General features: G+C 68.5%; 11 protein-coding genes. 2 read left to right on the forward strand and 9 right to left on the reverse strand.

The genetic code is table 11. From position 1 onward, the window contains the following. The first annotated feature begins 244 nt into the window (after positions 1-244). Positions 245-1,087, forward strand: a complete 843-nt coding sequence (locus tag PQI23_RS08710; RefSeq protein ID WP_339973604.1) for a glycosyltransferase — start codon at positions 245-247, stop codon at positions 1,085-1,087. A gap of 1 nt (position 1,088) precedes the next feature. Here PQI23_RS08710 and PQI23_RS08715 read toward each other — a convergent pair whose 3' ends face one another. Next, complete coding sequence (locus PQI23_RS08715) at positions 1,089-1,958, reverse strand: siderophore-interacting protein (protein WP_339973606.1); 870 nt, start codon at positions 1,956-1,958, stop codon at positions 1,089-1,091. A 118-nt stretch (positions 1,959-2,076) separates the two neighbouring features. On the opposite strand from PQI23_RS08715, the gene map reads away from it, so the two are divergent. Next, positions 2,077-2,850: a type I methionyl aminopeptidase gene (map, locus tag PQI23_RS08720; RefSeq protein ID WP_339973608.1), complete on the forward strand. Its 774-nt coding sequence runs from the start codon at positions 2,077-2,079 to the stop codon at positions 2,848-2,850. Here the strand turns inward: map and PQI23_RS08725 are convergent. Genes PQI23_RS08725 through PQI23_RS08760 form a run of 8 tightly spaced genes read right to left on the reverse strand, consistent with a single transcriptional unit; the run spans position 2,831 to position 11,810 of the window. After that, positions 2,831-4,954, reverse strand: coding sequence for an acyltransferase family protein (locus PQI23_RS08725; protein ID WP_339973610.1), 2,124 nt, complete (start codon positions 4,952-4,954; stop codon positions 2,831-2,833). The two genes, map and PQI23_RS08725, sit on opposite strands and share 20 nt — an antisense overlap. Before the next feature lie 14 nt (positions 4,955-4,968). Then, on the reverse strand, positions 4,969-6,099 hold the full coding sequence (locus PQI23_RS08730) for an ATP-binding cassette domain-containing protein (RefSeq protein WP_339973612.1): 1,131 nt from the start codon (positions 6,097-6,099) through the stop codon (positions 4,969-4,971). Beyond that, positions 6,083-6,949, reverse strand: a complete 867-nt coding sequence (locus PQI23_RS08735) for an ABC transporter permease (RefSeq protein WP_339973614.1) — start codon at positions 6,947-6,949, stop codon at positions 6,083-6,085. The genes PQI23_RS08730 and PQI23_RS08735 overlap by 17 nt, the downstream gene beginning before the upstream one ends. Continuing rightward, positions 6,946-7,692 (reverse strand): DapH/DapD/GlmU-related protein, encoded by a 747-nt coding sequence (locus tag PQI23_RS08740; protein WP_339973616.1) that lies wholly within the window; start codon positions 7,690-7,692, stop codon positions 6,946-6,948. Before PQI23_RS08740 ends, PQI23_RS08735 begins: the two co-directional genes overlap by 4 nt. Beyond that, entirely contained in the window at positions 7,689-8,684 is a 996-nt protein-coding gene (locus tag PQI23_RS08745) for a Gfo/Idh/MocA family oxidoreductase (RefSeq protein WP_339973618.1), read from the reverse strand. The genes PQI23_RS08740 and PQI23_RS08745 overlap by 4 nt, the downstream gene beginning before the upstream one ends. A gap of 46 nt (positions 8,685-8,730) precedes the next feature. Beyond that, entirely contained in the window at positions 8,731-10,737 is a 2,007-nt protein-coding gene (locus PQI23_RS08750; RefSeq protein WP_339973620.1) for a DUF6541 family protein, read from the reverse strand. Beyond that, the gene (locus PQI23_RS08755) at positions 10,734-11,108 is read right to left on the reverse strand and encodes a DUF2304 domain-containing protein (RefSeq protein ID WP_339973622.1); all 375 of its coding nucleotides are present in this window, start codon (positions 11,106-11,108) and stop codon (positions 10,734-10,736) included. The genes PQI23_RS08750 and PQI23_RS08755 overlap by 4 nt, the downstream gene beginning before the upstream one ends. 6 nt (positions 11,109-11,114) lie before the next feature. Beyond that, positions 11,115-11,810: a glycosyltransferase family 2 protein gene (locus PQI23_RS08760; RefSeq protein WP_339973625.1), complete on the reverse strand. Its 696-nt coding sequence runs from the start codon at positions 11,808-11,810 to the stop codon at positions 11,115-11,117. Positions 11,811-11,859: the final 49 nt, after the last annotated feature.

Raw genomic sequence — 11,859 nt, forward strand, 5'->3', positions numbered from 1 at the left:
GAGCACGCGTTCGACATCGGGTGCCGAGAGCCGGCGCGACGAAACGCCGGCTCTCAGTGCTTCCGCCGTTGTGAAGGTGGTGCCGAGGCAATCGGGCAATGGGGCGGATCCGCGCGGCATACTGCCAGCGTCGCACCGATGCCGTGCCGCCAGTGGGCCCGGTCGCAATCTGTGGAGAACTGCGCCCGAGAGCTGCGCCGGCGTGAGGGTGAGCGGTGAGGCGCCGCGCCGCTAGGCTGGGGGCGTGCCGACCGCCGACTTCTCCCTGCTCCTTCCGGTGTACGCCGGAGACGACGCCGCATTCGTGCGGGCCGCGTTCGAGAGCTCCGTCGGCGGGCAGACGCTGAGCCCGGCGGAGGCCGTGATCGTGCAGGACGGGCCGGTGCCCGCTGCGCTCGCCGACGCGCTCGAACGCCTCGTCGAGGAGAGCCCGATCCCCGTGCAGCTCGTGCGCCTCCCCGAGAACCGCGGGCTCGCGGAGGCCCTCAATCGGGGGCTCGACGCGGTCACCCACCCGGTCGTCGCCCGGATGGACGCCGACGATGTCTCGGTGCCCGAGCGCTTCGCCCGCCAGTGGGAGCTTATCGAGGCGGGCTTCGACCTCGTGGGCACGGGTATGGCGGAGTTCGAGTCGGATCCGGATCGCCCGGTCTCCGTGCGCACCCCGCCGGTCGGGGCCGCCCGCATCCGCGAGCACGCGCGCACGCACAACCCGTTCAACCATCCGACGATGATGTACCGCGTCGACGCGCTCGACCGGGTCGGGCGCTACGAATCGTTCGGCAAGATGGAGGACTACTGGCTCGGCGTGCGCCTCATCGATTCGGGTGCGCGCGTCGAGAACATCGCGGAGCCCCTGCTGCGGTACCGGGTGGGCTCGGGATCCTTCGCTCGACGCGGCGGATGGCGCGAGGCGCGCACCGAGTGGAGGCTGCAGCGCGAACTGCTGCGCATAGGGTTCGTGACGCTGCCGCAGTACGCGCGCAATGTGGTGATGAAGGGCGTCTACCGCCTGCTGCCGGCGGGCGTGAAGCGGGTGCTCTTCAGAGGGCTCATCAGCAGCGGGCTGCCCGGGGATCGGGCGTAGTTCACTCGCCCTCGAAGATCTGGCCGGCCGCGACGCGCTTGTCGGCCTGGAAGCCGTCTTCGGCACGGCCGAGCGCCCAGTACGCGGAGAGCGAGAGTGCTCGTCGCTCGATTCCCCAGTCGTCGTGCAGCAGCACGCGGAGCTGCTTCATCGCGCCCCGCTCGCCGTGCGCGAAGACCTCCGGGAGCGTCTCCGGTCTGGGGAGCGCGCGGACGGCCTCGACGAGCGTCGCACCGTGCACCGCTTCGCCGCCATCAGGGCGAACGCGGTGCAGCCATCTCACCTCGATGCCCGCCGGGTGCGTGAGCTCGATCTCGTCCGCGGCGTCGCCGACCTCGATGAGCACGAGGCCCGAGGCGCTCGCGGGCGTCTCCTCGAGCGCTGCGGCGATTGCGGGAAGGGCGGACTCGTCGCCGAGGTAGAGGCGCGGCAGCTGCGCGTTGACCGACGGCTCGAACATTCCGCCGGGGCCGGAGAAGCAGAGCTGGTCGCCGGGCTCGGCCGACGCCGCCCAGGGCCCGGCGATCCCTTCGTCGCCGTGCACCACGAAGTCGATGGCGAGCGTGTCGGTCGCGGTATCGATGGAGCGGATCGTGTAGGTGCGACGCACCGGCAGGTCTTCGAGCGGCAGGCGCTCGCGCAGAGCCTCGAGATCGTACGGCGGTTCGAGACCGAGCTCGGGCTTCGCGAAGAGCAGCTTCACGTACTTGTCGGTCTTGGCGAGGCGAGCAGGATCGGCCTCACCCATGAACGCTGCGAAGTCTTCGCCACCGAGGTGCACGCGTACCAGGTGCGGGCTGATGCGCTCCGTGCGTTCGACGGTCAGAGTTCGAGCAGGGCCGCCCCGACGGGGGCGAGGGGAATCATTCACCCCTTTACCGTACCGCCGCGGCGCTCGCCGTCGCCAGCTTCATCTGATGATTGGCTTCCCCGGGTGGCGAGCAGCGACGCCGAGCAGCGGGCGGGGCACACGGCTAACATGAATACCGATGATCGAGATTCTGAACGACGACCAGCTGAGCCGCGCCCGACGGGCAGGAGCCCTTGTCGGCACCATTCTTCACACGCTCCGCGAGCGCGCAGCGGTCGGCACGAATCTGCTCGAGCTCGATCGCCTGACCGGAAAGATGATCCGCGACGGCGGGGGAGTGTCGTGCTACATCGACTACGCGCCCTCCTTCGGCAACGGCCCCTTCGGGCACTACGTGTGCACCGCCGTGAACGACGCCGTGCTGCACGGCATGCCGCACGATTACGTGCTTGCCGATGGCGATCTCCTCACACTCGATCTCGCCCTCACGGTCGACGGCATCGCCGCCGACGCGGCGATCAGCTTCATCGTCGGCGAGTCGAAGGACCCCGCCGACGTCGCGCTCATCGAGGCCACCGAGGAAGCACTGCGCGCCGGCATCGCCGCAGCCCGACCCGACGGTCGGCTGGGCGACATCTCGAACGCGATCGGCACGGTGCTGAAGGCCGCCGGGTATTCCATCAACATGGAGTTCGGCGGCCACGGCATCGGCTCGACCATGCACCAGGAGCCCCACGTCGCCAACAACGGTCGCGCCGGGCGGGGCTACCGGCTGCGGCCGGGTCTGCTCCTCGCGATCGAGCCCTGGGTGATGGCGGACACGGACAAGCTGGTGTTCGACGCCGACGGGTGGACGCTGCGCAGCGCCACGGGAAGCCGAACGGCGCATACCGAGCACACGATCGCGATCACCGAGAGCGGTGCGGAGATCCTCACCCTCCCGCCGAAGTAGTCTCGAGCTCGTCGAGCCTCTCGAGCTCTGCGATGAGTTCGCGGCTGATCACGGGCTCGAGGGTGTCGAGGTAGAACGTGCTCAGATGGTTCTTGTCGATGTAGACGACGACGTTGCCGATCACCGCGGGGCAGCGATCGGGGCAGTAGGAGTCGCTGAAATCGAGTACGGCGACGTGCGGTGATTCGAGGTCGTCGAGCGGGTTCGCGCGCGCGAGGGTCTGCCGCGGGTCGATGCCGCAGTCGGCCTGCGCCTCGTCGTCGGCGGCCTCCTCGACGCACTGGTAGACGTTGTAGGTGAACCGCGGATTGTCGCGGATCAGCACGGTCGGAATTCCACGCCGTCCGAGTCGGTCGACGGTGCGTTCGAGCCCTTCGGGTACCGACTCGCCCTCTCCCGCGGAACGGGGGCTCTCGGCGTCGGCCGCCTCGGTTCTCGTGCCGATCGTGACGACCGCGTCGGGCTCGATCTCCTCGATGAGCGCGATGACGTCCTCGTTCCAGTCTCGGCACTCCTGACGGTAGTACCCGCCCCGATCCTCGTCGACATCGCGCAGCCCGAATGCGCATGCCCCGAGAAGAAACGAGACCAGGCGCCAGTTCTCGCGCTCGGCGATGGTGTCGAGCGGAGCGAGCATCTGCTGGGCGTGCGAGTCGCCGACGACGATGATGGTGCGCTCGGCTTCGTCTGCGCCGATCTCGTTGTCGAGGCACGCGGGCACGCTCGCAGGGATCTCCACGACACTCCCGTCCCCGCAGTTCCGCGACAGCGTGCCCCACTGGTCTGAGACCTCCGAGGGGAACGGGCGCAGTGGCGCACCTGGCACGTCTCTGCCGTTCCAATCGTCGAAGAGCACTCGCGCCCCGGGGTTGCGGTACACGCGCTGCTCCTCGGCCTGCGCGATCGCTCGCTGCTCCGCCTCGAGCTGCCGGCGTGCCTCGGCCTGCGCCGGCACGATCGCGCCCGCCACGAGCGCCACGGAGAGCGCGATGACGCCGAAGCCGCGCCAGTTCGCGCGATCGATCCAGGCCAGTCGCCGCAGCGGTGCGTCGACGACGCCGGTGAGCAGGCGGGCGACGACGATCGCGCCCAGGATCACGATGAGGCCCTCGACGAAGTTCAACGGTTCGCCGTCGCGCGCGATCAGGATGAACACGAGCGCCGGCCAGTGCACGAGGTAGAGCGCGTACGAGCTCTTGCCGAGCGCGAGCACCAGCGGCTTCTCGAGGAGCATGGCGGGGCCGTAGCGGCGATCCTCGCCGTTTCCCGAGACGATGACGGCGGCGACGCTCAGCACCGGCCACAGCGCGAGGAAGCCGGGGAATCCGCCCTGCACGTCGAGAACGAGGCCGCACGCTATGAGGGCGGCGAGCCCTGCCCATCCGACGACGGCCCGCGCGACGACGGGGAGGCTCACCCGATGGATGACGAGGGCGAGGATCGAGCCGGCGGCGAACTCCCACAGGCGCGCCCCCGTGTTGAAGTAGGCGAGGGTCTGGTCGGCGGAGGTGACGAGGATCGAGAAGGTCAACGACACCGCGAACACCGCCCCGAAGGCGGTGATGGCGATGGTACGCGCCGGGATCCTGCCTCGCGTGGCGCGCGCGACCAGTGCGATCAGCACGAACAGCACCGGCCAGAGGATGAAGACCTGCCCCTGCACGGAGAGCGACCAGAAGTGCTGCAGCGGGCTCGCCTGCGACTGGTCGGCGTAGTAGTCGGCGGCCTCGGAGGCGAGCAGCCAATTCTCCGTGTACGAGATGGACGCCCACGCGTGGCGCCAGAGCGCTTCATGCGTGGAGCCGGGGAGGAGCTGCGCGCCGATCACGACGGTTGCCGCGATGATGATCGCCGCCGCCGGCATCATCCGCTTGAAGTTGCGGACCCACTGGCTCGCGGGCCGCACGCGACCCGTCGACTCCAATCGACGCATCAGGGCACCCGTCAGCAGGAACGCCGAGATCATGAGGAAGGCGTCGACGCCCCCGGAGACGCGCCCGAGCCAGACGTGGTAGACCACGACGAGCAGCACCGCGATGGCGCGGAGACCATCGATGTCGTCGCGGTAGCGCGGGGGCCCGGCCGCGGTCGACGGTCTCTGCACTGGTCGCGAACCGGTCAGTTGCGGGTGAACCGCAACCCCCCGTCGATGGCGAACCCCGCCGTTCCGTTCTGGAACTTCATGGTGCGCGTCTCGAAGTTCTCGATGATGCCCTTCGGCGCTCCCGCCATGAAGCCCCACTCGCCCGCGGGGCCCCCGGCTCTGCGGTACGCGGCGAGGAACACGCCGTTGCCCAGGCCCACGGTCGCGTGCTCGTCTCCGAGCCGCGCGGCGAGAGCGGCGGAGTGGGTGATCATGCCGTGATCGAACTCCTGGAAGACGCCGCCGCCGTTCTCAGCGACCTCGATCTGCGGGCCGGTGGGGCGCCCCCACCGCCGTGGATCGCGCTGGTAGAGGTCGTGGATCGCTCCCGTCACGGGGTGGACGTTCTCGTCGTTGTCGTCGCGAGGCTTGACGAACTCGATGGCCTCATCGATCGGACCGTCGAAGATCATGCGACCGTGCTCCAGCACAATGCCCCGCTCGCAGAGCTCCTGCACCTGACTCGCGTTGTGACTGACGACGAACATCGTCTTTCCCTCGTTCTGCAGCTCGCGCATGCGCGCCATGCACTTCTGACGGAACTGAGCGTCGCCGACCGAGAGGATCTCGTCTACGAGCAGCACGTCGAGTTCGGTGTGAATGGCGACGGCGAACCCAAGCCTCGAGTACATTCCCGAGGAGTAATGCTTGACTTCCGTGTCGATGAAGTCGCCGATCTCGGAGAACTCCAGGATCGACTCGAAGCGGGCATCCGTCTCCTGCTTGTCCATGCCGAGGATCGCCGCGTTCAAGTACACGTTCTCGCGCCCGGTCAGGTCGGGGTGGAAGCCCGCACCGACCTCGAGTAGACCGGCCACGCGGCCTCGGGTGCGGACCCAGCCCTGATCCGGCGACATCACGCCCGAGAGCAGCTTCAGGGTCGTCGATTTTCCCGAACCGTTGCGGCCGAGCAGTGCGACGGACTCGCCCTCGGCCACGGTGAACGTAACGCCGTCGAGTGCGTTGAACGAGCTGGAGAGCGGCTTGCGGCGCACGGCCGCGATGAACGTCTCCTTGAACGAGTGCGTGTGCTTGATCTGGAACGTCTTGCGCACCTCGTCGAGCACGATCGCCGGTTTGGTATCAAGCTCAGAGGCTCTGGGCAAAGGACCCCTCCATCTTGCGGAAGACGAGCTGACCGATCACGAGCGTGACGAGCGACACCGCGAGGCCGATCAGCACGTACGTGAGGAAGTTGTCGGGCCGGGGCATGGAGGGCTCGAGCGGGAGCCAGAACGCGTCGTGGAAGAGCTCGACGGCCCCGGTGATCGGATTCGACATGTAGACGTGGTAGAGCCACAGCGGCGCGCGGTCGTACACCAGGTTCCAGACGTACAGAACCGGCGAGGCCCAGGTCGAGAACATCAGGATCAGGTCGACGAAGTTGCGCGCGTCGCGATAGGCGACGTTGATCGCGCCGAAGAAGAGCCCGAGGCCGAGGGCGAAGAGCACGATGATGACCGTGCCCGCGATGAAGGCGATGATCTGCAGCCACCCGATCGTCCAACCGCACAGCAGCGCGACGATGAGCAGCAGGGCGGCTTGCGGCAGGAAGTGCACGAGGGCGACGCCGGTCGCGGCGACGGGGAAGAGCTCGCGCGGCAGGTAGATCTTCTTGATGAGCGATGCGTTGTCGACCACCGCGTTCGTGGTGTTGCGCAGCGTCTCGCTGAACAGGTTGACCGCGACGATTCCGGCGAAGAGGTACACCGGGAAGAACTGCATGCCGTGATCGGCCTGCAGAATCACGCCGATGACCAGGTAGTACATCAAGAACTGGGCGCCAGGCCGCACGTACGACCACACCCAGCCCAGAACGGAGCCGTGATAGCGGGTCGCCACGCCCTTCTTCAGGAGCAGGGTGAGCAGATACCGATGCCGGAAGACGTCGAACAGGCCTCGACTGGCGCCGGGCACGCGGAAGTCGGGGTCGTTCAGCAGGGAAGCGTCGCTCACGAAGAGATCCTATCGGCGACGCCTGTGGGAACGAGCGCGCCGTGCGACCGCCACCAGGTGATCGCCTCGACGAGCGGCTCGAGCTCGGGAACCGGAGTCCCCTCCGTCAGGAGATCGCCTCCGCGGTAGGTCTGCAGCAGGGTCGCGGTGAGCTCTGAGGAGAACCCGGCGCGCTCCAGCCCGACGCCGTTCACGCCTGCGATGCGCGGGGGAGTGCCGTACACCTTCGTGAACGGCGGCACGTCGCGGGTCACCGGCGTGCCCATGCCGACCATCGCGCCGTGCGCGATGACGCGGCGCTGATGCACGACGGCGTTCATGCCGATGTTGACGCGGTCGCCGATGGCGCAGTGCCCGCCGACGCTCACACCGGCGGAGACCGTCGAGTCGGCGCCGAGCAGCACGTCGTGCGCGAGGTAGGCGCGGTTGAGCACCCAGCTCCGGGGGCCCACGGTCGTCTCCCGGTAGCTGCCCTGATGGATCACGGCGCCCTCGCGAATCACGGCGCCGGCGCAGATGCGCACGCCCGAGTGCGTGAGGTCGCCGGTCCACGCCGTGTTCTGCGGGAGATTGCTCATCTCGGGCGGAGCGCCGATCAGCGCACCGGCGCCGATCCATGCTCCGTCCTCGATGACCGTGCGACCGAGAATCACGGCGCCGGGCCCGATGGAGACTCCCTCGCCGATCTCGACGCCTTCACCGATGAAGGCCGCCTGGCTGATCGGCGAATCGGGGCGAGTCACGCGCCCGCCCTCAGGGTCACCGCTGCCCCGGCGCGCGCCGATTCGATCGCGGCTTCAGCGACTCGCAGCGTCTCCGTGCCCTCGCGCAGCGTGACGGCATCCGCGCGGGTGCCGAGAATGGCGTCGCGGAACGCCTCGTGCTCGCTGCGCAGCGGTTCGCGCTTCTCGAGGGAGAACCGGGTCACCGTTCCCTCGCTCACGCCCCGGAAGGCCGCGACCGTGTCCCACGAACCGGCGTGCGTGCCGTTCTCGAAGAAGGTCAGGTCGGCGGTGATCGTATCGGCGACGAAGGCGCCGTGCTCCCCGGTGACGACGGTCAGGCGCTCCTTGAACGGCGTGAGCCAGTTCACGAGGTGATTGACCATGATGCCGTTCTCGAGCTTGCCGGTGATCGACACCATGTCCTCGTGCTCGCGACCCGAGCGGTGCGTGGTGTGGGCGGCCAGCGTCGCGTAGGGCGACTGCGCGAGCCACGAGGTCAGGTCGATGTCGTGGCTGCCGAGATCCTTCACCACTCCGACATCGGCGATGCGCGCCGGGAACGGGCCCTGACGTCGCGTCTGAATCTGGTAGACCTCGCCGAGATCGCCATTCGCGATGCGCTCGCGCAGGCTGATGAGGGCGGGGTTGAAACGCTCGACGTGCCCGACCGCGGCGATCTTGCCGGCGGACTCGAAGGCCTCGACGAGCCGCTCCGCCGCGGGGAGCGCGTGCGCGACGGGCTTCTCGATGAGCGCGTGGATGCCGGCAGCGGCGAGCGCGAGACCGACCTCCTCGTGGAACTTCGTGGGCACGGCGACCACGGCCGCATCCACTCCCGCATCGATGAGGCCCTGCACCGAGTCGTACATCGGGGTCTTACCCGCGACGCCGTGGGGGTCGCCCATCGCATCTGCGACGGCGACGAGATCGATGCCCTCGACCTCGCGGATCACGCGCGCGTGGTGGCGGCCCATCATTCCGAGGCCGATCAGGCCGTACTTGATCGTCACGTTCTCTCCTATCGGTTCGCATGCCGTGCGGTGACGGCGAGCATATTTAGTTCAGGTCGCATCCGGTGATGCGGTACAGCACGGCCCCGCCCTCGCGATCCACCTCGGTGAGCGTAGCGGATTCCTCGACGCCCGAGATGCCGAGATACGGGATCGCGCGAGGTGTGCCGGGGAAGACGTACTCGCGCCCGAAGTCGAGCACGAACTCGGCGCCCATGTCGTCCGCCGCCGCGCACGCCTCGGGGGTTCCGCGGTCGATGCCGGTGGTGATGTCGGCGACATCGGGATCGTAGTTGCCGCTCGTGTGCGGCACGAGCACCTCGAGCCCGGTGAGCGCGTAGGCGAGCGCACCGCCGTTCCAGGGATTGTCGATGATCACCGCGTCCTCGGGCACGTTCTCGGGAAGGCGTTCGATGATGGCGCGCTCGTCGGGGCTGAGAAGGGGCGACCACCGGTCGAACTCGTACTTCGAGCTGACGTAGTTGACGGCGGCGAAGGCGCCCGCGCCCTGGGTGGCTGCGAGCAGGAACAGCGTGGCGAACGCCACCCAGAATGCGTGACGCGTTCGCGAGCTCCGCGCCGGGAACATGCGCGCGACGCGACGGGTCGCAGGGCCGGCCACCGCCGCGGCCGCCGACGCGCCGTAGACGGCGAGCGGCAGCGCGCCCAGGGGCACCAGTGCGGCGAGACGCCACGGATCGTTGTACCAGGGGGAGAGGAAGAACGTGCGCCAGTCGGAGGTGGGGAATCCGTCGGCGATCACGTAGAAGGCGATCAGCACGACCGAGACGCCGAGCACCCAGCGCTGGCCGCGGCGGCGGATGAGCAGCGCGGCGCCGAGCAGCACGAGCATCGTGATCGGCCAGTTATGGCCTTCCATCTTCGGGGTCGATCCGATCGCGTCGAGGATCGCGCCGAACGGCGAGGGGTGCCCGCCTTCCCACGGGTTCGTCGTGGTGCGGCCGAAGTACCACGCGAGCACGACGATGCCGAGGAACACCGCGAGGCCGCCCGCCGCGAGCGTGCCTCGCAGGGCGCGGCCCCGTGCGGGCTGCACCATCACACCGTCGGCGGTGATGACACGGCCGCCCCGGAATGCGCGAACCGCAGCGGCGACGACCGGAACGGCCAGCCACAGGAGGAGGACGTGGACCGCATTGGGGTGCGCGAGCACCGAGGCTCCGAGCGAGCCGATGAAGAGGACCCAGCTCGTGCCGTGCTGGAGCGGGAGTGACTGCCGCGCCCAGCCGAGGGCGAGCAGCTGCAGGGCGGCGACGAGCACGTACGGGAGCAGCGCGAGCGAGAGCAGGTTCGGGTAGAGCACGCCGAACCCGGCGAGCGAGAGCGGGAAGTTGGGGAATGCCGCAGCGACGATGCCCGATACGACCGTGACGCGCGTCGACGGGCCGGCGAGGGCTCGCCCCAGTGCGACTGCGCCGATCGGCCAGACCACGCAGCAGACGACGAAGAGCACGGCGTTGGTGGCGAGCGGGATCGATGCGCCGCTGAGCTGGGCGACGAGCGCGACGAACCCGTGCCACAGGGTGGGGTAGAACGTCGGATCACCGGGGGATGCGAGGTCCATCGCGAACGGCGAGGCGTTGCCGCTGTCGAGGATCAGGCGAACCGCGTTGAGGTGGAAGATGGCGTCGTACGTCTGCGAGATCGCGTCCGCCGACTTCAGACTGAGTATGAGAATCGTGGCGGTCGCGAGCCCGCCGATAGCGGCTGCTCCAACCGGGACCCAGAAGCGCTGCGAAGGGGCGAGCCTCCGCGCATTGCGGTCGCGTGACTGGCCGAGCCACCTGCGGAGTACGAAGAGTACGAGGGCCAGGAGGAGCGCAACGGCCAGCGGAGAGAGGATCGTCCAGGGGAGACCGAGCACCCCTGAGAAGATCGGGGCGAGCGCGAGCACCGCGAATGCCGCCGGAACCGCGACGATCGCGACGGCAGCTCCGCGCAGTCTGAGCGCGAAGGCGCTGGGGAGCCCGAGAATCGCGACGACTGCGAGGGCGACGAGTGCCGGCAGGACCAGCGGCAGCCAAGCCGTCATGAGGCCGAGCCTTCGCCGGGCCCGGAGTCGTTCGTGCGCTCGGAGATCCGGGCCTCCATGAGTGCAACCGCCCGGGCCAGCTGAGTGACTCGCGCGTCGCTCCGGGCTTTGGCCCGAATGACGGCGACGGCGAAGGCGAGTACGGCGACGATGAAGACATAGAGCAGCAGGTCGGTGCCACGGCCGATGCCCAGGAGGTTCGCGACGGCGGTCAAGGCGTTCGGGAACAGGATGGCGAGTGCGGCGGCGATCACGAAGAGGATCGCGAAGATGCGCTTCAGGGCTAGTGAGCGTTCACCCGGGAGGAACCGGACGGCGAGCCCGGCGAGGAAGACCATCCCGAGGATGAGCAGGAGCTGGAAGATCGACATGGTGGCCTACCTGATGATGAGGTCGATGAGGATGTTGACCGAGTTGAGCAGCGACTGGCCCTTCGCCTTCGAGTAGTCGCTGTAGATGACCTCGACGGGTTCTTCAGCGTACGGGAGGCCGGTGCGCCCGAGCTGCACGACGATCTCGGTGCCGTGGGCCATGCGATCCTGACGGAGGTGAATGCCCCGCACCGCGTCCTCGCGAATGACGCGGAGGCCGTTGTGCGCGTCGGTGAGACGGGTGCGCGTCGTCCAGTTCGTCACGATGACGGCCGTCTTCAGCACGAGTTTCTTGAGGAAGCCCGCTTGGGTTCGATCATCGAGGAAGCGGGAGCCGAACACGATCGCGAGATCCTCATCGCGAGCGCGCTGCAGCATGGCCTGCGCGTCGACCACCCGATGCTGACCGTCGGCGTCGAACGTCACCACGTATCTCGCGCCGCGCTCGAGCGCGTAGGCGAAGCCGGTCTGCAGCGCGGCGCCCTGCCCGAGGTTGATCGGGTGGTTGACCACCCGCGCTCCCGCGGCGCGAGCGATCGCCCCCGAGCCATCGCGGGAGCCGTCGTCGATGCACACGACCTGGGGGAAGACGCGCAGCAGATCTTCGAGCACGCCGCCGATCACCGAGGCTTCGTTGTAGAGCGGAATCACCACCCACACGTCGAGATCGTGACGCTTCGAGGCGACGGGGGCAGAGTCCATGGCTTCTATTCTGGCAGACGAGCGCTGAAGCGCTTATTCTTTACCATCA

Source organism: Leucobacter sp. USCH14 (assembly GCF_037619215.1).
Taxonomy (GTDB): Bacteria; Actinomycetota; Actinomycetes; order Actinomycetales; family Microbacteriaceae; genus Leucobacter.